We start from the raw sequence: 22944 nt of genomic DNA on the forward strand, positions 1-22944 counted from the left end.
ATGTTTTTTGGCCGTAAGCCACTATAAAACGTACATTGTGACATCGGCATGACAGGCAGGATGAAATCTGCATTGTTTAGCCAGTCACAAACAGAAGTTCACACTTTCCCCCTGTGCACTCGCCTCAACATACCAATTGGGACGAATTCAACTACACTCAGATCAGTCGGTGGTAGAGAGGAATTGTTTTGCGCAAGTATGTGTCCATAGCCCTATTTGGGTGCCTGATTGCCTCCTTCACTCTGATGGCAAAACCTATGCTGCTGGGCAGTCACAGCGTCTGGCCACCCTATGTGCAGGACGATGATAGCGGCCTCAGCTATGATATTGTAGCCGCAGCCTTTGCGCGCAGCGGCGAATCCTTTGCCCTCGAAGTTGCCCCATTCAGCAGGGCAATGCGCCTGGCGCAAAGTGGTAAGGTCGACCTGATCCCGGCACTGTGGTACACCCGAACGCGGGCACAGCAGTTCCTGTTCAGCTTGGCCTACTTACACAATGAGCTTATTTTTATCTCCCGCACCGATCAGTCCCTGTCTTTTTCAGGGCTGGATTCACTGGCCGGCAAAGGTGTATGTATGATCCGTGGCTTTGCTTACCAAAACTTGCTCAGCGGACACCCCGACATCCGCGTTATCACGCAACTGCATTTAAGTGAATGTCTGCGCCAGCTGGCCCGAGGCCGGGTCGACGGTTTACTCGCCGATCGCTTTGCTGCCGCTTATGCTATCAGTCATCAGTTTCAGCGCGAGACCTTCACTTTACATACTCAGGTGGTGGCGTCCTGGCCACTGCATATTGGCATTGTCAAAACCCACCCCCGGGCCCACCAGCTTATTGCCCAGTTCAATCAAGGTCTCAGCGACATCATCAAGGACGGCACATACCAGCACCTGCTGTCGCAATATCCCCTGATTGAGCGCAGCCAAGAGGTTAATCCGCCACCTCAATAAGCACCTCAATACATACAAACCTGATTTGTACCCGTAACTTGAAGTGAATTATTGAAAGCACTGTCTATAATTTAATCACACTCTCTTGGTCCGTTAACTTAAAGCTGATAGAGATTAAGCTGTTAGGTCGTTATCAGTCATACTGCTGCGTAGTGCTGCTGCCGTTAATTATTCGCCACTTTAGGCGCACAGGCACGCCATTACACGGGAGAAATAATGCTTACAAACAAAGTTGACCGGCAGTACCAGAGAATAATCGAACCTTGGGTGATCTGTTATGCAGCTATTACTTCATCGCGCGTTTATTCCGGTCGTTTTGTTGGTTGGACTGCACCATAGTGCCGCTCTGGCCGCAACGACGCCGCTCACACAACTCAAATCAGCACTGGATCAGGGCCAGTTTGAGCAGGCTTATTCACTGGCACAGTCACAGTTCGATACCGCTGCAGGCGATGCTGAATTCGACTTTTTGTATGCCAGAGCTGCGCTCGAAACAGGCCATTATAACGAGGCGGTCTTTGCACTTGAACGAGTGCTTGCGGCACAGCCCAATCACCAACCGAGCCTGTATTTACTCGGCCTGACCTACAACAAACAAAAGAACTACCCACAAGCCGCCAGTACGTTTAATAGCTTGCTGGCAACACAGCTCAGCGATGCGTTCAGACAAAGAGTAGAGCGGGCACTGACTGCCGTTGAAGACAATCAGGCAAGTATGGCACAACAGCTCAAACACCGGATTTCACTGGCTCTGGGCCACGACAGTAATGTAAACAGCGGCACCACGGATGACCGTATCGTGATTGGCGGCCTGCCGATTTTGCTGGATGAAAGCAGCCGAGAGGTCTCCGATGCCTTTGCCCGTGCCAGCTACCGCTTTGATGGTCGCTGGCAACAAACCCAGCACCAGGCATGGCGGGCCAATCTTCAGCTATCAGACCAGCGCCATCAGGATAGTGATGAATTCGACAGGACCCAGCTAAGCGCCAATCTGAGCTATGTTCAGGATATCGATGCCGTGCAACTTCATGCCGGTGCGCAGCTGGGCGTCATGTCACTCGACTCATCGACCTATCAGCAAGACGCTGGCGTGTTTGGCGCACTCAGGTACACCATTGATGAACACTGGACAGCGACGATCAATATCAGTGCCTTTAATCTCAATAATGTCAGGGACAGTGAGCTAGACAGTCGTTTATACACCTCCGGATTGGCCCTCAGCCGCGCGGCCCGCAACTGGTTAATACGCCTGAGTGCAGGGTATACCTGGCAACCAGCAAGAGACCCGGCGGGAGAACACTATGCACGCGATTACAGTCACATTAGCGCCGCTTTGGTATATCGACTCAATGATGCACACCGCCTCAATGCCAGGGTGCAGTACCGTGATATAGAACATCGCGCTGCACACCCCTTCTTTTTGCAGGTGCGGGACGAAACGCTCCACATCGCTCACCTGGGCTGGGTGTACCAGATCACCCCGGCCTGGGGTCTGGAAACCAAGCTGGCTTACTATGACAAAGACAGCTCACTGCAACTGTACAGTTATGATCGTACTGAATGGTCTTTAGGAGTACATTATGATTTCTAATTCTCGCACCCGCTGGCAGTCACTCAGATACGGTACGCACCTAACTTTACTGCTGTCCAGTTTGCTATTCATCCACACCAGTTTCGCAGCCCCGGCAGGCAAAACACTGATGTCTCGGGGGCAAGTGGTCGCCACCGCAAGTGACAGTGCTGCTCAGCGTACACTCAAGCGTCGCAGCCCGGTGTTTGACGTCGATGTCGTGAATACAGGTCAACAAAGCAATGCGCAGCTGCGTATGCAAGATGGCGCCTTGATCGCCCTAAAGGAAAACACCCAACTAATCATCAATGAGTATACCGGCGCGTCTGAGGAAGACGGCTCAGTAGTCATGGAATTGGTGACCGGTGGGTTGCGCACGATTACAGGCAAAATAAAAGGTAATAAAGACAATTACCAGCTACGTACCCCGGTAGGCAGTATTGGGATCCGGGGAACCCACTATGAAGTAGAATGGCAGGGGGATACACTGCTGCTTGCCGTCTGGGATGGCACCATTGAGGTTGATATCAATGACCAACCTCTGCTACTGGGTCAGGAAGGTAACTTTTCCTTTGCCAGTGTCAGCCAAAGTGGCGAAGTCACGCCCCTGCTTGCGCCGCCGCAGCAGCTGTCACGACTGACACCAAGCAGTCAGGCAGCTACCGGCGGCGCCGACCCGGATACGCAAGACGACGCTGCTAATACCTCAGACACCAGTGAGCTGCCTGACTCCCCTGCCGAGACAACCACACTTGCCATAGCACAAGCCCCGGTAGCCACGGCCCCCGCCACTGAGGCAGCTTTTGAAGCAGCCTTGCCTGATATTGGCCGCGATATCTCAGAAAACAGCTTTATTACCGAGGAAAACCTCGACACCGTGGGGATTGACCCACTCGAAGAGCTGCTGGCCGAGCGCACTGGAACAGCACTTTACTCTGAGCTGGAGCGCGCCGAGTTTAGCTCTTCCGAAGGCGCAGTCAGCAATATTCAGATGCAGATCAGCATCGACTTTGACAGTGGCACCGTGCCCCAAGGTGTCTTGTCGTTTAATGATCAGCAGGGCGAGTGGTTTGCCGCCTTTAATGGTCTGATAGACGCCAGCGGCATGACCTTAGGGGTAAACTTTGCATCGCACGGTCAGAACCTGGCTGAAGGCACGATAGACACTCAGTTTAGCGATGAACTGAATAAATTACGTGGCAATTTTAATTTGAATGAAATTGATGAGCCGAGTGTTACCGCTTCGGGCTTATTTATTTTGAGTCAACCTTAGGGGGGATGGGGGATGAAGCGCTCGCACTTACACCAACTGGGCATTCTGACACTATTTTGCATCGGGCTGTTAACAGGTTGCTCGGGCGAGGGGGACCAGGCAACCAGCACAGCACCAAGCCCTGATATCACCGCGACACCACCCGCCCAGGATCACAGCGGCGAACAGCCCAATGGTCCATCAGGCCAGCCTAACCTGATCCCTTTTGACTATCAGGCCAGGTTTGCGAACCGCCACCTCGCCGCCCGTCAGGTGGTCAATACGCAATTCGTGAACGGCACCGGGACTGTTCTTTTTCCCGATGACCAACGTACTTACCGGGGTAACTTAACGGTTTCTCTGGACGCCATCACCGATCCTGATGGCGTCAGCCGGGTGCTGCTTGGCTTTGAAAATGCACAACAGGCCCAGGTTTTATGCGATGGTAACTGTAACGACCCGTTCGCATTTACCGAAACAGGCGTAAACCCGGCCAACTTCTCTCAGCAGCCCGGTAGCCTGCAATTACAGGTCTGGGTAGAAGACAATGGCGGCAATCTGAGCACCGTGGCCACCCAACAAATTACCTGGTTACCACGCAGTATCGCGTTTAATAGCACCCCACGCAGTGACGGCACTGCGGCGCTTGACTGGCAGCCGTTGCCCAGTTTCTTGCGCTATAACGCGTATCTGGCAGAGTCACCTATTGATGATGTACGCACCATCACCACTTTGCCCGGAGGTCAACGGGTTATCGCTCTGACTGATTCTACACATACTTTCAGCGGGTTAGATCCTCAGAAGCACTATTACACCCGCATCACCGGCATTGATGGCAGTGGCGAAAGTGCCTTCAGTGAATCCCGCATGCTGGCAGCCACAAACCTGATCACCCCAATCGCCGTTGCTGACCGTTTTAGTGGCGTACAATTTGAATCGGTGTCTGGCAATCTGCTTAGCAATGATGACGCCAATGGCCTGACGCCGCTAACGCTGATCACCACTGCGGTCCGGGATCCGCAAAATGGTACGCTGACGCTGTTTTCCGATGGCCGCTTTACCTATGTGCCACGCGAAAACTTTTTTGGCACAGACAGTTTCCGCTATCGCATCGTGAACAGTCAGGGCGTCACCGCTGAAGCCGAGGTAAATTTGCTGATTGAACGCGTCAATCAGGATCCCATTGCCTTTGACAATCGCTATGCGCTGGCACAAAACAGCGTATTAACCGTCAGCGGCGCTGGATTGCTGGTCAATGACATTGACTTCGATGGTGACACACTTACCGTGAACACAACTCCCGTAACGGATGTGCAACATGGTACACTCACACTCAATTCGGATGGCAGCTTTAACTATCAACCCGATCCAGATTTCATCGGTACAGATAGCTTTGAGTACCGGGTAGAGGATGGCAATGGCGGCTCGAATACAGCCACCATCACACTGCTTATCGAAACCGAAGTGAGTAACTTTCCACCCGTCGCCGTGAATGACAACTACCAGACTAATGAAGACGAACAGCTGTTTGTTGAGATCCCCGGTGTGCTGGAGAATGACAGTGATGCCGATGAGGACCCCCTCATTTTATCGATCATAGAACAACCTACCATGGGTACGCTGGAACTCAGCGAAACAGGCAGCTTTCGATATACCCCACAACAAAACAGCCATGGCCAGGACTATTTTGTTTATCAGATTGACGATGGCTCGGCCAGCGTTCAAGCCTTTGCTTTAATTGAGGTTATTGAAGTGAACGACGCGCCAGTGGCCAATGACGATAGTATTGAAGTTGCTCAAGGTCAGACAATCAGTATTTTAGTCGCAGCCAATGACCTGGATATTGATGGCAGCCTGGATCTGGCCAGCCTGACTCTGGTCGAAGGCCCCAGCCACGGCAGCGTCAGCCTGAGTAGTGATAACAGCCATTTTATCTATCAGAGTGAAGCCGACTATCGGGGCAGTGACAGCTTTACTTACCAAATAGAAGACGACCAAGGTGCAACTTCTAACATTGCCAATGTCTTTATTGAAGTGACAGGAGACAATAATGCCCCTGTCGCCACAGACGACAGTGCAGTAACGCAACAAGACATGTCGGTGACCATAGATGTACTGGCTAACGACAGCGACAGCGATGGCAGCCTCAATTACAACAGCCTGACGGTGATCACCGCCCCGACTAATGGCAACGTGGCATTGGATACAGTGGAACTGAGCGGATTTATCTATACCCCGCAAAGCGGCTTCTCAGGCAGTGACTCTTTTACATACCAAGTGCAAGACAATGAAGGGGGTCTTTCCAATACCGCGACAGTCACGATTACGGTTGAACAACTTAATCAGCCACCGGTTGCAGTCAATGACAGCGCCACAACTACCCAAGAGGTACCGGTTACCATAGACGTACTGGCCAATGACAGCGACAGTGACGGCAGCCTGAACTACAGCAGCCTCACAGTGATCACCGCCCCGACTAACGGCAACGTGACATTGGATACAGCGGAGCAAAGCGGATTTATTTATACCCCGCAAAGCGGCTTCTCAGGCAGTGATTTTTTTACGTACCAGGTGCAAGACAATGAAGGAGGTCTTTCCAATACTGCGACCGTCACCGTTACGGTTGAACGACTGAATCAGGCGCCGGTAGCTGGTAATGACAGCGCCTCTGTCGAAATCGCTCAATCTGTCACTATCACGGTTTTAGACAATGACAGTGATGCTGATGGCTCTGTACAGGCCGACACCGTTGAGATAGTTCAGAGCCCACAAATGGGCACCGCAGAAATAAGCAGCAGCGGGACCATCATTTATACTCATACCGGCACCTCTGAAGGCGAAGATAGTTTCACCTATCGAGTGCAAGACAACCTGGGGGCGCATTCTAATACTGCCACTGTGACCGTTACGATCACAGCACCGGATACGACCCCTGTGGCCGTCGATGACAGTGCGCAAACCGACAAAAATGTGGCTGTGGGCATCTCCATCCTGAACAATGATCAGGCCAAAGGACGCGATCTGTTGATCAATAGCATAATGGTTGTGATTGAACCGTCCCATGGCAGTGTCTCAATAGATTCAGCTAATGGCACAGCCCTTTACATTCCCCAGTTTAACTTCGTCGGTAGTGATAGTTTTGGTTATGTGGTGAGCAACGACCTGGCCGAAACTTCCAACATTGCGACGGTCACCATTACCGTCAACGACAAAAACTACGCACCTTCTGTGGAGCCCGGTTCGGCAGAGATAGATACCAGTATCAGCAATGGGGAACAGGTGTTGCTGATCAGCGCCTCAGATCCGGATGGCGATACCCTCGCCTATCAGCTGTCTGGTACCAACGCGGCGCTGTTTTCGGTTGATAGTGCAGGTGCAGTCACTGTTGCCGATGCCGATCAGCTTGCCAGCAATGGGGAGCAAACCTATGTGCTGACGGTCACAGTGTGTGACTCTGGCACACCCCAGCTTTGTGCTGAAAGCGAGATCAGTATTTTTGTAACCCAGGCCGAGCCAAGCTATGTTGCGACAAAACGCAGTGAATTTGGCGACGACGGGAGCCTGATGGTCGTGCTCAATGCCAGCCAGGAATTCCATACACCCGGACAAACTCTGCTGCAGGCCGATGGCAAAATTATCAGTGTCGGTTCAGTGGGGCACTTTAATGTATCGGCTGATCGCAATATTCATCGCGTTTATGTGAGCAGGCAGCTCAGCAATGGCCACCCGGATCGCAGCTTTGCGGATTATGGCAACTTCCAGAGTAACTTTGATATCGAAATCGAAGCCATCGTTCAGGATGTCTGGGCAACCACGGCCGCTATTGATGAGCAAGGGCGTATCTATGTGGCTGGCTACGTTAACTTTTCCAGTTCACAACAGTTACTCGTATTCCGTCTGCTGGGTGATGGCTCACTGGATACCAGTTACGCCAACGGCAATGGGTATATGACGTTACCACTAGGCAGCAATGTCTTTGTTACTCCCGTTGCCATTGCGCTGGAAGACAATGAAACCATCACTGTTCTGAGTAATATCAGAGCCACAAGCGGCGCAACCACAGGCACGGTCACTCTGTCCAGGATCACAGCGCAAGGCGAAGTCTCCGTCACCCAAACTCTGGCACAAACCCCCAGTAAAAATGCCAGAGGAATGATCACACTGCCCTCAGGTGACTACCTGGTATATGGCGAGATCACCGCGACCGAAACAGGCCAGGATGTCATGTTAGTGCGCCTCACACAAAGCACGCTAACACCTGATAGCAGCTTCCAGAATAATGGTCTGTTACAACTCAACATCACGCCTGTTGATAGTGAGCTACCGGGTACGTTATACAATGATACGGCTCGGCAGGTTGTCCTCAAAGACAGTAACACACTACTGGTGACAGGCCTGACAACTTATGACCCAATAGAAGAGCTGCGCTCTGTCTACGTTTTGCAATTAACAACGGATGGCGTACTCGATACCGCCTTTGCTGGCAGTGGCTTGCGTACCTATCCGGTGAGTGAGTTGCCGTCAGATTCGGCAGTGGACCTGACCTTTCACAGTGCCTCTGGTCAGTCACTGGTCGCCGACGGTGATAGCTATTATGTTGCGCTGAACCGGACTGATGGTACCGACGAACAAGTGGTACAAATCATCAAAGTCGATCTGAGCGGTGCAATTGACACCGACTGGCTGCCAGGCAGTAATGGCTTTAGCATCTACCATGCTGCCGGGCTGAAACTCACTCATATGTTGCAGACCCAAAGCGGGTTGTTACTCAGCGGACAAAAGAGCAAGCTATTAAGTACTGACACTGTAACGCACCAGTGGCTTGCAGAAGTCGCGACGAGTGCCGAATTTAACCAAAGCTTTGCGTCATTTGGTCAACGCTTGGTCAGTGTAGGCCGTCGTGATGAGGCATTTAGTACCGGCGCCACGTCTCACTTCAGTGCGTCAATGGGGCACCTATTGCTTGGGGGGCAGGCAACAACCTGGCACACTGCACCACAAACCATCCCCTACGTACTGAAACTGGACACCACAGCTCAACGAACCAGTACATTTGGTAATCTGGGTCTGACATCCACTTTGCCCTCAACCAGTATGGGCCCCATGTCCAGTGCCACAGTCGGCGCAGTTAATGAAGACAGCTCAGGTGCCGTCATACTGAGTGCATCCGGCAATGTGTCTATTTCCGCCGGTGATGAACAAGCCATGGCAACGGTGAACAAGTTCAGTAATCTTGGCACGTTAGACACCAGCTTTGCTAATAATGGCGTATTAACTTTGCCTGCCAGCGAATACAAAAGTGATGCTTCATCGCTGGACATAACCCAACTTACTCCCCTTGTGAGCGGAGACCTGCTGGCCCTTGGCCAGGCCATGACCGACTGTTATACACACAGCATGGCCTTTGTGATTTCCAGCTCGGGCACCTTGTCGAGCTTCTTCGAATACACCATTCCTGGTGCGCCTAGTTGTAGCCCCAATGCGCACAAGGTGTCTATGATCCATACTGCAGGAAGCGCTCTGGTCGGCGTTGGTCAGAGTCAGCCCGGGCCGACCCCTCCTGTGTTGCTGCTTGCCAAAGCCAGCGCGACAGGCATACCCGATACCAGCTTTGGCACAGATGGCCTGGCCTTGCTGGATATTGGCCTGAGCGTGGGTGATGACATTACTCTGAAAGGATCGGTGGTTGATGCCAGCCAGGGCTTTATTGTCTTTGGCTACGCGGGTAGTACCAACTTTGTGGTGCGGGTGACCAGTTCGGGGGCACTCGATACCAGCTTTGCCGATGGCGGCGTGCTCAAGTTTGAACAACTATCAGGTGAAGCCGTGCTATTGCACCAGGCCTGGATCGACAGCCAGGGAAAATTATTGCTGTTTGCGCAGGCCAGCGGCTCTAAATCTTTGTATGTTGGTCAGTTACTACTGAGCGAATCGCCGGGCAGCTGGGACACCAGTTTCGATGAGGATGGCTCACAACTGTTCAGTAGCGCAGTCAGTGGCGAACTGAAAACGGTGCTTCAGCAAAGCAGCAGTACTGACTTTGTCTTTGTAATACAGCAGTCCTCTCCCGCCAGGGTGAGTTTGCAAGCCGGCCAGATCGTTCAACAGTGACGAAATAAGTTTTTCGTCACCAAAGGGTTAGGTATGAAAATAAAGTTTTACGGTGTGCGGGGGTCAACCCCCACGCCTGGTCCAACAACCGTTTACTATGGTGGTAACACGGTGTGTGTCACCCTTGAGAGCGACGCTGGCAAGCGCATCATTCTGGATGCAGGCACCGGGCTCAGGGTGCTGGGTCAGGAATTAATGCACGCCCGCCAGCCTTTTTACATTTTACTGAGCCACAATCACTGGGATCATATTCAGGGCTTCCCCTTTTTCATTCCTGCATACATTGCAAAACGCCAGATCACTATCGTGCCCGGCGTCACGGAAGAGCATGCCCCCGACGCCATCTTAAAACAAATGTTGGGAAGCTATTTTCCGGTACCGCACACCACCTTAGCAGCGGACATTCAGGTCGTGCCGCAGACGCAGGATCACTGGCGCTATGGGGAATTTGATATTCAGCGCTGCGCAATGAACCACCCCGGTGGTGGCAGTGCCTATCGGATAACCGCAGACGGCATGGATGTGGTGTATGCCACCGACAATGAACTTAATCCACCTGGCTTGCCCGTCACTTCGTTCCAGCAGTGGGTTGATTTTGTCAAAGACGCTGACTATTTGATCCACGATGGTCAGTTTGTGCCTGAAGATTACCCACTCAAACACGGCTGGGGGCATTCGCTGATCAAAGATGCCCTGCTACTGGCTGAACAGGGGACAGTTAAGCATCTTGTTCTGATCAGCCATGATCCGGACCGCAGTGACACTGCACTGGATCAAATAGCGACGGAAATTAAGCGCCAGAACAGGCCATTTACTACCATTTTGGCCCGCGAGGGACTGACACTGCCATGAGCCTCCCGCGACTGTGGCGTAAGTACTATCAGCAATGGCTTTGCGGCCTCTGCCTTATCGCCCTGTTTATTGTCGTGCAACTGCTTACATTATCTCCCGCTTCACCTTATGGTGATGCGCTGAAACGCCTTGAAGGACTGGGCTATGATCTGCGTCTGAAATCAACGCTGTCCCTGCAGTCTCGCTCCTTTTTACCGATCGTAATTGTCGATATTGATGAGCCCAGTCTGAAGCAAATCGGTCGTTTTCCCTGGAGCCGTCACGTGATGGCACGCTTGCAGTCTCAACTGGCCAACGCAGGTGTGGCTGTGATTGCCTACGATATCTTATTTTCAGAACCCGAACTGAACCCGGCACATCAGGTGCTGAGTCACCTCAATGCTGAGAGCTCACCAAATGTTTCACGTACATTGCACACCCTGGCTCCGAGCATTGATGCCGACAAGGCATTTGCCAGCCGCTTACAGGATACCGATACCGTGCTTGGTCTGTTGTTTGAACATCAGCCAGAGATCCAGGTGGGCACTTTACCCGACACCATTTTTTTCAGCTCTGTTCCTTCATCAGCTTTACCCGTTCCGGCCTTTGCCGGACATGTTGCCAATGTAACCGAATTACAGCAAAACAGTCCGGGGAGTGGCTTTATAAACAGCGCCCCCGACAGTGATGGCTTTATTCGTAACTCCATGCTGCTGGCCAAGCACCGGGATCAGCTCTATCCGGCTCTGGCATTGGAAGCCGCGCGGCTCTACACCATGGCAGAGCAAGTGGAAGTGGTCGCTAAACCCTTTGGAACGGGACATAGCGTGGAGGGGATCCGCCTGGGCACTGCACTTATTCCGACGGATGACTATGGCCGGGTCACCGTACCTTATCGCGGCCCAGCTTTCAGTTTTCCCTATGTCTCTGCTGCCGACGTCCTGAGTGGTAAAATAGATAAAGCACTGTTTGATCAGGCCATCGTATTTGTTGGAACGTCTGCAGTTGGTCATGCAGATTTGCGGACCACACCGGTCGGAGTGCAATACCCGGGTGTGGAGGTCCATGCAAACGTACTTGAAGGTCTGGTTTTTCCTGAGTTGTTACCGAGCAGGCCAAACTGGATGGATGGCGCTGTCATTATGCTGTTATTGCTACTGGGAATTCTGTGTGTCCTGATCTTGCCAACACTCGAAGTACTCGGTATCGCGATTTTTACACTCTGCCTGAGCGGGTTATTTGTCTCGTTGAGCGCCTTTTTATGGGTAGTGCTCAGACTAGACTTACCTCAGGTGGCCGTTCTGGCTATGTTGATCAGCCAGGCCATGATCCTGGGTAGCCTGGGATTTGTCCGGGAGCACAAAGAACGACTCCAGATCAAGTCGATTTTCGATCAGTATGTCCCGCCTGCTCATATTCAGGCCATGCTGGATAACCCTGACAGCGTATCTATGGAAGGAGAAAAGCGCGACATTACCGTGCTATTTGCCGATATTCGCTCATTTACTACCATTTCAGAATCCCTCGACGCGGGCCGGCTCAAGTCTTATCTCAACCAGTACTTTTCACCCATTACGCGGATCATCTTTGAGCATCAGGGCACGATAGACAAATATGTAGGTGACATGGTGATGGCATTTTGGAATGCCCCCCTGCCTGTTGAACGCCACCCGGAACTGGCGGTGCGCTGCGCCATGGCCATGCAGGACCAGGTTGAGGCACTGCAGGAGCCGATGCGTCAGCAGTCATTGCCGCCTTTTAAAATTGGTATTGGGCTTAATACCGGTGATATGAATGTGGGTGATATGGGCTCCGAATACCGTCGTGCTTACACCGTGCTCGGCGATGCCGTCAATCTGGGATCCCGTCTGGAAGGTCTGACCAAATACTATGGTGTCGGTATCCTGATCAATGAAACAACCCATGCTCAGTGCCCGGGTCTGGTATGTCGCCCCATTGACAAGGTAAAAGTCAAAGGCAAAAACCAGGCCGTGACTGTGTATGAGCCAATTTGTAGTCAGGATGCATTAACCCCTGACTTACACGATGAACTGGCAGCTCATAAGCAGGCCTGGTCACTTTATTTATCACAACAATGGCAGCAGGCTCTGACAGCTTTTACTAAACTTAAAGAGCACTCACCAGAGCGAAAAATTTACACGCTTCTGAGCGAGCGTATCATTGTATTACAGGCTAATCCGCCCGGTGAGCAGTGGGATGGCAGCTACACCCATACATCGAAATAGCAGGTGAGTTATGGAACAGCATATTCGAAACATCGCAAATAAGTTTGAGCAGGCAGGCTCACAGGTAGCGCTGCAACATCTGCTCAAGCTGGCCATTGAACTGGCATCAGAACATGACACCAACCGATTGCTGGAAAACATCCTGCTCTCTGCCATGGAACTCAGCGCCACTGATGGCGGCACCATATACTCAGTGTCAGACGACATGCAATTACAGTTTGCAACATTGATAAACGGCCCTTTGGACCTCCATATGGGTGGTACTTCAAATCAGCCAATTCCCTTTCCTCCTATCCCTATCTATCTGGAAAATGGCCAGTGTAATGAAAGTGCCCTGGTCGCACTGGCGGCTGCAAAACGAGAGGTGATCAAGATAGACGACGTCTATCAATGTGGGGAGTACGACCTGTCCGCCGCGCGCGCGATGGATGCAAAAACCGGTTATCACACCCAATCCGTGCTGACTATTCCGTTACTCAATCATGAGCAGGAACTCAACGGCGTGCTGCAGTTGATCAACCCCCACAGTAAGGGTGAAATAGTCCCGTTCTCTGGGCATCAAACCGAAATGATTTGTTCTATTGGTGCACTGGCCGCTGTGGCACTGACAAACCGCCAGCTCATTGATGGCATGGAAACGCTATTCCAAGCCTTCACCCGGCTGATAGCAAAAGCCATTGACGAAAAATCACCCTATACCGGCGGCCACTGTCGTCGGGTGCCTGAGCTCACCATGATGATTGCCGAAGCGGTACACGATGCACATTCGGGTCCCATGGCCGACTTTTCAATGACAGAAGCCGATCGAGCCGAATTGTCCCTGGCAGGCTGGCTGCACGATTGCGGCAAGATAGCCATTCCAGAATATGTGATGGATAAAGCGACTAAACTAGAGTCCGTCAATGATAGAATCGCCCTGATAGATGCCAGAATAGAGCTGGCGAAGCGGGATCTCGAGCTCGACTATACCAAGCGTATACTCCGTTTTGAACGAGATGGCGAGCAAGCTCAAATTAACCTGCTTAGTGCAGAGTTAGAGGAAAAACTCACCCAATTAGAGCTAGATCGGCAATTTTTGCGTCATGCCAACGTAGGCGGGGAATTTATGCGCGAAGAAGACCAGCAGCGCGTGAAACGTATCGCCGAACTCACTTCAGTCCGGATCGGCACAGAAGAACACCCCTTACTGACCGACAACGAAGTGTACAACCTCAATATTGCACGAGGCACGTTAACCTCAGAAGAACGTCAGATCATTAACCGCCACATGGACATCACGCTGGAAATGCTCGAAGCACTTCCTTTTCCAAAACACTTACGTCGTGTGCCTGAGTTTGCTGGTGGGCATCATGAAAAAATGGATGGCACAGGTTATCCCAGAGGGCTAACACGCGATCAGATGTCCATCCCCGCCAGGATCATGGCCATTGCAGATATTTTTGAAGCGCTGACAGCAGCTGATCGCCCCTATAAAGAGGCTAAAAAGCTCAGTGAATGCCTATTCATCATGGGAAAAATGAAGCTCGGTGACCACATAGATCCGGATTTATTTGATGTCTTTGTCGATTCAAAAGTGTATTTGAAGTACGCCAATCAGTTCCTAAAACCTGACCAAATTGATGAGGTGAGCCACGAAAAAATCCCCGGCTATGAGAAAAAACAGGGCTGACAAACAAACGCCAATGACGGAGTATTGACAAGTAGCTGTGACGACTTGTTGTTTGACAACCCTATATTTAATGGTGACATTATTATTGTTATTATTTTAGTTCGGAAGACAATCTTCCCTATACAGCAAACCTAGCCTGTTAATACTATTGATGAATCGGACCAGCGACACAGTGGCAGTAGGACCACTGCATCGCCGGCAATCAATCCCTGACGCTCATCGACCTTTCCTTGTAACAATCCAGGACACTGATACTGCGTGTGGCAGGTACCCACTCAGCGCTTCCAACACTGTTCCTGTTGCTCTCCCTGTGTTGGCCCGGATATTTTTATTATTGTTATTGTTTCACCTGCATGTTGCATCGAGAGCAACACATACACCCAGAAAGACAACTAAACAATTCTGGGGTACATACTGAGCTAACACCAAACACTGCATTTTCATTCCCTGGTGTTTGGTACTCACTTCTTCCTTTCCTTGCAAGAAGCGTTGTCGCACGGCACCCCTCTTCCCTGATAGTACTGGCACACGGCGCCAGAGTGCAGACCCCGTTACAACCTTTCATCAGTCCCTGTCCGGTTGTTGTTAACTCGGTTGCAAATATAGAAATTTATCTCAAATTTCTAAACAACTGTGACATCTCTTTTTTATAACCAAAAAAATAAGCCTTTATATCAAAGACTTATTTTAATAGAAATCGCAAAATTAATTGTCTACATGATTAGCGTAGATTTTTGTCATGCGGTTTATCACAGTTCAGAATACCACAAACCCAGATAGGCTTAGTTGGGGTACTACCACCATCGCCTGCATGCGCAGAAAAAGACCCGGCAACTGAGAAAAAAGACAGGATGGTTATACAGATTAATTTGTTCACACGAATGATCCTTTTGTTTTTATTAAGTAGAGCGAATAAAGAGGCCAGAGCAAGAGCAAGTGACCCAAACATTCGGCCCCCTTTCAGGTATCATCTTAGTGGTCTATTTTGATTGTTGCAATAGAGGTGTCGTTTAATTGAACCGACAGCGAAAGGACCTTATCTCCGCTCGTATCTGTCGCAATAGTAGGATAAAGGGCAAACAAGCGATCTTCAGAAACGTGATGCGAGCCAGTCCGCCAGTTTAGTTTGTGCAGGTACGTATTACGATCATCAAATGCAGTCCAGATAATATGATCGCCCCGCACATACCAGCGACAGATGTATCTGAAATCAATAGGATGATTCAATGCCCTTGCCGGGCCTGCAAGATCAGACAAATAGAATAGCTGTGCATCAATTGGCTCGGCCACAATATAGCCTGCACCCGCTGGGCGGATTGAGCGATACCCGGGTATCAGCAGACTACTGATTTTGGTGTCAATATTATAGCTTTGTATTTCCCACTCACCGGCAACATTGACACCGTAATAGATAGCACGTCCGTCGGCGCTGAAAGCAGCATCGCTGCTGATCTCCATGGATGAAGTAATATAATCAACCTGGCTGTGTTTAAACGAGTAAAATGCCAGTTTGGGGCCTTCCTTAAACAACACCCCACCAGCCTGATAGGATACATCCAGCAGCTCGACATTCTCATCAGTACTATAGTAGGGTTCCATCTCTCGGGTGCTCATCGCCATCCGCCCTATGGTCGTGACCTCATCTTTCAGGTTCATCGCCCACCGGTGCTTATCTGATTGTGCGTCATACAGCATAGCGACAACCTGAGGAGCGGTGTTGATAATCTGCTGAACTTCCATCTGAGGCGTAAGCAAGTGTTCAATATAGAGGCGCTTCGCCCGGCTGAATTCTTTTTGTAGCAATACAATATCGACACCATCGTGAGTATCAAAGCCACGCAATAATACGTCACTGTCTTCGATCAACCTGACATGTGCCCCGGTCACGCTATCAATCTCGAAAAGCGTCCCTTTGGCCATGATCATGAGAGATGTATTGTCTTTCCATTCAACGGCGTACAACGTATGCTTACTGCTGTACATTAAGGTTTCTTCTTTTGTTGTTAAATCAAATAACAAAATGTGGAACTGGCCTTTGATTTTTTTTATCAGTGCCAGCTTTTGTTTGTCCGGTGACAAACTTACATCAAACAATATTTCACTTGCATCACTGGGCGCGAGCATGCGTAAGTACTCACGCGTATGCAGGTCAAGCGCGTAAAGTGTCATCTCACTTTCCAGGTCAATCAGCATAGGTAGTAACAGCTCTGAAGCATGTCGACCACGGGAAGGATCTCCAACCGCAACCACACCATCTATGAGAGTTATTCGACCAGATTCGGGCTCGGACAGGGTCAATGGCAATAACTGCACAGACGTTTTGCCACCATTTAAATCACTGTATATTAAGACCTTATCATTCTGAACAAACTGCACATACGCCGCATTATTCGCGTGATAAGTGAGCTGGCGAACTTTGTTGTTTTGCCTGTCAAGCAAGTAAACTTGCCTGTCTTCATCAATAGACGTGCGGCCGGAAAAAGCGACATATCGACCATCCTGAGACACCGATAAATCATGTTTTTCGCCATTGAACCCCGTCAGTTGTTCGAGCTCGCTGACGTTTGCCACCTGACTATCCAAAACATACTTGATGATGGCGTCATATTTAGTCCAGCCTGTGACAACAGCAATCAATGTCGCCAGCAGAACAAATACTTTAAATGCCAGTCTGTGCGGCTGACGGGCCGCCAATGGCTGTTCGGACAGAACGTGTTGTGAGGAAGGGGATGGTTCCGACACTTGCGTTGGAAAGGGCTCTGATGGAGTATCTGCCACAGGAGCAGGACTGGCAGACACACTCTTTGAGTGCACAGATTCAACGGGCTCAATATCACACACTAACTTATAACCACGCTTGGAAGCCGACTTCACATAACGGGCATTCGCGATATCATTATCATCTAAGATCAGCCTGAGCTTCTTGACCGCACTGCGAACCGCCGTGTCAGACACGATGCGATCTGACCAGACCTGCTGGTGCAACTCTTCAATATTCACGTATCTGTCGCGATTTTCATACAGATACAGTAATAACGCCATCACCTTAGGTTCAATGGCAACCTCGTCGGCATCGCGATATAAAACCTGATCGCTCAGATCCAGAACAAATGCTCCGAGTTTTGTCAGTTTAATATCTTTTAACGAAGGCATGGCATCCAATCAAAGTGGTCAAACTTTCCAGTCATTGATGGACGATTAGACAACCAGGCCCAGTTTATAAGCAATATACTCAGGGCCAACACAACCACCTCAGGCGGGGTATTATTTCAAAAAAAAAGAATATTTTACAATGTCAAATCGTCACAGTGCATTAGACTAACAGGGAAAAGAAACGAAGTTCAACTAAAACCGAACAATATCGGCCCTCTAAGCGTTAAAACCTGTTACAAACATGACAAACTATTTCAAAAATAGAAATTTTATGCTTTTAGGCGCAATAAGCTATTTATTTATGTCCAGCTTCCATAGCAAGCACTCACGCTCTGTGACTTATTTCTTAGTATGTGAGTAAGCACAAACATTTGCATAAATATGCACAGCATCACTCTTTGCAAAACTGATTGCCACCTGAGCAGGTGTCAAAAACACAGCGGAAGTTGGTGACTGCCCCCCCTCGACATCGATTATGTCAGCAAATTGCCAGTCTCCCCCTGACTGGCGGGCAAAAATATTGACTTGATCGGTCGACTCAGACAGTGCCAGCATGCACTGCCCGTCGGGCGAAAATGCCATACGCGTCACCGCAGCCAGTGGCAGGGAGCCCGCAACGTTGAGCTGAGCAGCCAGCTTAAAGCGCCCAGCAGGATCCGGAACATACCTGAATACGCCTGACTGAGTCGCCACCATCAAATCCTCAGCACCTGGTACAAAGGTCACAAACAGCGGCGCTGTCTGTGTCTGGTGTTTCTCATCAGGTAAAATTTGCTGCACAGTGAGTGACTGCGATTCACTCATTTTAAATACGGCAATCTGACTGGCTTGCATGCCAGCAACGGCGAGCAGCTCTCCGTCTTCCGACAGCGCGACCGACACAGCCCCGGCCAGCGCCTTTACCTGACTGGCACGGAGTATTTGGCCTGCGTCCAGCCGTCCCTTTGTTGATGTCACTTTGACCAGGGCCTGCGACACATTGGCGGCCACGTAACTGGCTCCGGTGTCACTTCCCACAATGGCGTAGGGGCCTAAGAGCCCCAGAGTGTCTTCTTCAGCAGAAATGGGGTTGCTTTGTCTGAACACCCGCTGGATATCTAGGCTATCGGTCAAATAAGACAATAAACGCAATGAATCATTCTCCTGCAAGCGAAACTGTGCCACCGCACCGCTGTAGAAACTGATAACCTGGATATCCTGATTGGCACCTGAAAATGTCATATCTGACGCGCCTACCAGGGTTCCACGCGCTTCATTACCCGACATCATGTCCAGCATCGTCAGTGATAGGTCATCAGCAACATGGTAAGCGGTCAGCGCATCGTCATCCGCACTGACCGCGTACAGCACCTGACGGGTATTATCAAAGAGCAGGCGCCGAACATTATCCAGCCCGTCTATGCCGTTTTGGTTATCTACATAGCGATGTTGCAAAGCAACGCCCGGCGCTTGCTCATCAAACATTGCGCACCCGGTACTAAAGCCGCTTATGCCACAAACAATAAAAAAGTTTGAAAAGCAAAGCCTTAGATTACTCATCCCAAATAACATAGTGCTCCTTCCAGGGCTGATGTTGAGGTGATTATATAAGGTTAAATCAATATAAGGCCATGCCAAAGGCATGGCCTGACACATAGACTAGCGGTCTTTGAATCGCGCTTTGTCCTTCACTGTCTGCTTAACCATTTTACCAAACGACTTCTCCTTGGCGCGCCTTTGCGCCATGGTTGACGTATTAAACGCATTTTCTCTGTTCAATTTAAGATAGTTGTTAAGCCGTCTTTGCGTCAGTGCGCCGGATGCGATGGCACGATGTACAGCACACTCCGGTTCCTGATTGTGCTGACAATCACTAAACCGGCATTGCGTAGCAAGCAATTCAATATCTGAAAACGCCGCGCTGATCCCTGTATCACACCCACCGAGTTGCAATTCCCGCATCCCCGGTGTATCCAGCAGCAGCCCACCCGATGGCAGCGTCACCAGTGTTCGATGCGTAGTGGTATGTCGCCCTTTTCCGTCATCTTCCCGGATCCTGCCCGTCCGCTGATGCTGCGCCTTCATCAGCGTATTGGTCAGTGTCGACTTTCCTACCCCAGATGAGCCAAGCAGTACCACGGTCTGGCCTTCAGTGAGCCAGGGAGACAGACGTTCAGCACACTCCGGCGCTTGCGCGTTCAGTGCCAGCACATCCAGACTGGTATCAAGCTGCCTTACTGCATCGAGCGTCTGATCAGCAGATTCAACCTGATCGGATTTGGTCAACAGGATGACGGCTTGTGCACTCGAACTGTTTACCAGAGCCAGGTAACGCTCCAGTCTGCTGAGGTTAAAGTCTTCATTCAGTGAGCACAAAATAAAGGCGGTATCGACATTTGCCGAGATTAACTGCCACTCCATGTGCGTACCGGGCGCCTTGCGCCTGAAACAACTTTGCCGCTCCAGCAAGCGGATATATCGCTGCTGACTGTCCATAAGTATCCAGTCACCAACTGTGAGTGCGTCCATGGCTGGTGTTAGTGCCAGGGAATAGCTCCCCGCTTCGCTTTGTACCGAGATACAGGAGCGGTGTACCGAAAGTACCCGTGCAGGACCTGCGTTGCTCCACTCTTCAAGTGTGAGTTGTTGCTGAAAAAAGGGTGTCCAGCCTAATCTGGCCAGATTCTGAAAATTGGTCATGACGACCCCTTAACAATGATGTTAATAACTGAGAAAGGGGCTGAGTGCCCCGGTAGATACCGGGCGAAAAGGAGTGCTGGCTAGACCAAAATCGGTTAGTTAAGGCCAGGCTGCCCGGTCGGTTTAGTTACTATCATCAATGTCCTCCAGGGTGTTTTTCCGTCAATTCTGAGTCCATCATATCGGATCGAGTCGCAGAGTCAATGTAGCGATACAAATAGCAGAACGGGCATCACACTCCCACAATCAACATCTTACCCTGCGCCATCCCCTCTCTCTCGCAGCTTAAATCAAGCCGGCTATCGATGGGGTACTGGTATAAACGTTCCAGTTTGGGGTGACTTTTATACAAGAAGGTACAGCTCCTGACAAATAAGCTCATTTTGCTTTGTTTATCCAAAAATGCATACGCCGTTTTAGCCAGCGCCTCTTTGCACGCCGCCATAATCTCCGGGTTAATCTGATTGAAATGAATGGCTTTGTGGGCTTCTTCTTCGGGGATCACTTGCAGGCTACTGGCCAGCACACAAGCCGCGTACACATCTAACACGCCAATGACCCGCGGTCTCTGGCTGCCCCGTTCTGCATAGACGACCATGACACAAGGCACTTTGCTTTCATCCAGTTGCTGCGCTCTGATGGGTTTTAACACGAGTGAATCGCTGATATTTTTCTGCATCAGGCGTTCAAGCATATCCGTTTTCGGCAAAGCCAGCTCTTCTCTGAGCGGCACCGCTTCGTCTTCAGCGATGACTTCATTGGCTTCTTGCTCCAACACCAAAGGCATAATGGCGCTGCGCAAAGCATCATCACTGAAAGGTTTAGACAGAAAAAAGGCACAACCCAAAGACGTGGCGTAATCAATCTGCGTTGCATCATCCACCGTTGAGATCATGGCCACAGGCAGATCCGGGTGACTGACGTGAAGTGTTTCCAACAGCTCAATACCGGTTTTATCCGGCATATGCCAGTCGGTCAGAATGATGTGTGGCTGCCAGCTGGCTACCTGTGCCAATGCATCATCAACACGGCTGGCACAGCGCAGAAACAGCTTGCGATACTCAAACTGTTGCAGGGCCCGCCGGATGATTTCACAGGTCGCATGGCTGTCATCAACGATCAGAACTTTCACTCTTTACCCTAACGCAATTATTCTTTTTCAGTATAGGCAGAATTTTGAACGAAAACTAAACTTATCTCATTGATAAACCAAAGCGGTGTATCTCAGCTCATGCTTCCTCTCGAAGTTTACCAATATGTGGCACTGAATGTGGGGCTGCTGATCCTGGCGGCCTGGTTTTATATTTTATTATTGATTTTAAGAGAGTTTCGCCAATTTGCCGGCACTTTTTTAAACCACAAACAAAGTGCACCAGACACCGATCCCCTGCTTGCTCAGTGCCGGGAGTCGGTGGCCCGGGCCAGCCAGTTTACCCAGCAACACAGCCAGACCATTGCAGAACTCTTGCAAGTGCAATTGACCCTTGAAAACCAGCTCTCACAGATCCGGGCGTCCACCGCAGACCACATTACCAAAGAAGAACAGGGCTCCATTAATGAACTCAACAAAAAGCTGATCCGCTCTCACAAGCTCATCAAGCGCCTCAAAGGAGAACTCGACAATAGCGGCAAAAAATTGCGTCATGTCAGCTCCAAGCTGGAACATCAGTTCCAGTCTGCCGACACACTGCGTCAGGCCAATACGCAGTTACAAGAAGAGCTCGAACAACTCAGGCAGGACAAAGCCGATGTGTCCTCAAATACCATGAGCGACCAGCAAACCCAGACATTACTCAACCAGTATAAACGCCAAATCGAGGAGCAAAATCAGCTGATAGATCAACTCTCGGTGGAACACGAGGGCGACGGCAATGGTGCAGAAGTCGCCGCTCTGAAAGCGGAACTGGAGCAGACCCGAAAAAAACTAATACACTTGAATAAAGAGAAAAACTTTGTGGAAAGCCGCTACCTTGAAGCCATTAAACAAAATAAACCGGAATGAACAGAGCGCATAGCATGCCGGTTTATCCATACTCAGTATGGACGTACTGGTATTCCCTCAGCGCACTGAACCTGGCAGAGCACACGTGACCAGCTCATCAGGCTTGCGGGTGTTGCATTATTGGTGTTGTATATTGGCCCTAGCTCCACGCAGGCATGAGTGAAGACACCCTCAGCAATGTCTTCGAGCCTTTTTATACTACCCGGCGCAGCAATGGAGGCACCGGACTGGGTATGCACATTGTTTTTAATATTGTGACACAAAAGCTCAAGGGCACGATAGAGTGCCACAGTGAAACCAACACGAAGTCGCTCACACTTCTAAAAACACAACAATCCAAATACTGCAACATTGAAAATATTTCGTTTTATTTATGGGTAACGATTGTTGCACCCAGGTTCTACTCAGGGTACATTTTCCCGCAAAACAACAGCAAAGATCATCAATCTCAGCGAAATAAAGCCGTTCAGTCATGATCGTG

The 22944-nt window shown here is 50.4% G+C and carries 14 protein-coding genes; 9 read left to right on the forward strand and 5 right to left on the reverse strand.

Features of this window, described 5'->3' with window-relative positions; genetic code table 11:
• The first annotated feature begins 188 nt into the window (after positions 1 to 188).
• From MHN33_RS14040 to MHN33_RS14070, 7 genes are all read left to right on the forward strand, one after another.
• Entirely contained in the window at positions 189 to 950 is a 762-nt protein-coding gene (locus MHN33_RS14040; protein WP_239398618.1) for a transporter substrate-binding domain-containing protein, read from the forward strand.
• A gap of 277 nt (positions 951 to 1227) precedes the next feature.
• Entirely contained in the window at positions 1228 to 2541 is a 1314-nt protein-coding gene (locus tag MHN33_RS14045; RefSeq protein WP_239398620.1) for a tetratricopeptide repeat protein, read from the forward strand.
• Complete coding sequence (locus MHN33_RS14050) at positions 2531 to 3793, forward strand: FecR family protein (protein ID WP_239398622.1); 1263 nt, start codon at positions 2531 to 2533, stop codon at positions 3791 to 3793. The genes MHN33_RS14045 and MHN33_RS14050 overlap by 11 nt, the downstream gene beginning before the upstream one ends.
• Before the next feature lie 12 nt (positions 3794 to 3805).
• On the forward strand, positions 3806 to 9883 hold the full coding sequence (locus MHN33_RS14055) for an Ig-like domain-containing protein (protein ID WP_239398624.1): 6078 nt from the start codon (positions 3806 to 3808) through the stop codon (positions 9881 to 9883).
• Between the two features lie 33 nt (positions 9884 to 9916).
• Complete coding sequence (locus MHN33_RS14060) at positions 9917 to 10735, forward strand: MBL fold metallo-hydrolase (protein WP_239398626.1); 819 nt, start codon at positions 9917 to 9919, stop codon at positions 10733 to 10735.
• A complete protein-coding gene (locus tag MHN33_RS14065) occupies positions 10732 to 12960 on the forward strand; it encodes an adenylate/guanylate cyclase domain-containing protein (protein WP_239398629.1) in 2229 nt (742 codons plus the stop codon). Before MHN33_RS14060 ends, MHN33_RS14065 begins: the two co-directional genes overlap by 4 nt.
• A 10-nt stretch (positions 12961 to 12970) precedes the next feature.
• Positions 12971 to 14629 carry an HD domain-containing phosphohydrolase gene (locus MHN33_RS14070; protein ID WP_239398631.1) on the forward strand — a complete coding sequence of 553 codons (1659 nt, stop codon included), beginning with the start codon at positions 12971 to 12973 and terminating at the stop codon, positions 14627 to 14629.
• A gap of 721 nt (positions 14630 to 15350) precedes the next feature.
• Here MHN33_RS14070 and MHN33_RS14075 read toward each other — a convergent pair.
• The 5 genes from MHN33_RS14075 to MHN33_RS14095 form a co-directional block, all read right to left on the reverse strand.
• Positions 15351 to 15506, reverse strand: a complete 156-nt coding sequence (locus tag MHN33_RS14075) for a hypothetical protein (RefSeq protein ID WP_239398633.1) — start codon at positions 15504 to 15506, stop codon at positions 15351 to 15353.
• A gap of 95 nt (positions 15507 to 15601) precedes the next feature.
• On the reverse strand, positions 15602 to 17782 hold the full coding sequence (locus MHN33_RS14080) for a winged helix-turn-helix domain-containing protein (RefSeq protein WP_239398635.1): 2181 nt from the start codon (positions 17780 to 17782) through the stop codon (positions 15602 to 15604).
• 339 nt (positions 17783 to 18121) lie between these two features.
• Entirely contained in the window at positions 18122 to 19246 is a 1125-nt protein-coding gene (locus tag MHN33_RS14085; protein WP_239398637.1) for a lactonase family protein, read from the reverse strand.
• A gap of 174 nt (positions 19247 to 19420) precedes the next feature.
• Positions 19421 to 20461, reverse strand: a complete 1041-nt coding sequence (gene rsgA / locus MHN33_RS14090) for a ribosome small subunit-dependent GTPase A (protein ID WP_239398639.1) — start codon at positions 20459 to 20461, stop codon at positions 19421 to 19423.
• 232 nt (positions 20462 to 20693) lie between these two features.
• Positions 20694 to 21593 carry a response regulator gene (locus tag MHN33_RS14095; RefSeq protein WP_239398642.1) on the reverse strand — a complete coding sequence of 300 codons (900 nt, stop codon included), beginning with the start codon at positions 21591 to 21593 and terminating at the stop codon, positions 20694 to 20696.
• 99 nt (positions 21594 to 21692) lie between these two features.
• On the opposite strand from MHN33_RS14095, the gene MHN33_RS14100 reads away from it, so the two are divergent.
• Both MHN33_RS14100 and MHN33_RS14105 read left to right on the forward strand, forming a co-directional pair.
• Positions 21693 to 22463, forward strand: coding sequence for a chromosome partitioning protein ParA (locus MHN33_RS14100; RefSeq protein ID WP_239398644.1), 771 nt, complete (start codon positions 21693 to 21695; stop codon positions 22461 to 22463).
• A gap of 155 nt (positions 22464 to 22618) precedes the next feature.
• Positions 22619 to 22939, forward strand: a complete 321-nt coding sequence (locus MHN33_RS14105; RefSeq protein ID WP_239398646.1) for an ATP-binding protein — start codon at positions 22619 to 22621, stop codon at positions 22937 to 22939.
• Positions 22940 to 22944 lie beyond the last annotated feature (5 nt).

Origin of the sequence: Pseudoalteromonas sp. OOF1S-7 (assembly GCF_022347765.1) — a bacterium.
Taxonomy (GTDB): Bacteria; Pseudomonadota; Gammaproteobacteria; order Enterobacterales; family Alteromonadaceae; genus Pseudoalteromonas.

Coding starts and splice junctions, on each gene's coding strand:
- MHN33_RS14050 (WP_239398622.1), top strand. CDS start 2,531: ATGATTTCTAATTCTCGCACCCGCTGGCAGTCACTCAGATACGGTACG.
- rsgA (WP_239398639.1), bottom strand. CDS start 20,461: ATGACCAATTTTCAGAATCTGGCCAGATTAGGCTGGACACCCTTTTTT.
- MHN33_RS14065 (WP_239398629.1), top strand. CDS start 10,732: ATGAGCCTCCCGCGACTGTGGCGTAAGTACTATCAGCAATGGCTTTGC.
- MHN33_RS14080 (WP_239398635.1), bottom strand. CDS start 17,782: ATGCCTTCGTTAAAAGATATTAAACTGACAAAACTCGGAGCATTTGTT.
- MHN33_RS14100 (WP_239398644.1), top strand. CDS start 21,693: ATGCTTCCTCTCGAAGTTTACCAATATGTGGCACTGAATGTGGGGCTG.
- MHN33_RS14070 (WP_239398631.1), top strand. CDS start 12,971: ATGGAACAGCATATTCGAAACATCGCAAATAAGTTTGAGCAGGCAGGC.
- MHN33_RS14060 (WP_239398626.1), top strand. CDS start 9,917: ATGAAAATAAAGTTTTACGGTGTGCGGGGGTCAACCCCCACGCCTGGT.
- MHN33_RS14105 (WP_239398646.1), top strand. CDS start 22,619: ATGAGTGAAGACACCCTCAGCAATGTCTTCGAGCCTTTTTATACTACC.
- MHN33_RS14055 (WP_239398624.1), top strand. CDS start 3,806: ATGAAGCGCTCGCACTTACACCAACTGGGCATTCTGACACTATTTTGC.
- MHN33_RS14085 (WP_239398637.1), bottom strand. CDS start 19,246: ATGTTTGATGAGCAAGCGCCGGGCGTTGCTTTGCAACATCGCTATGTA.
- MHN33_RS14045 (WP_239398620.1), top strand. CDS start 1,228: ATGCAGCTATTACTTCATCGCGCGTTTATTCCGGTCGTTTTGTTGGTT.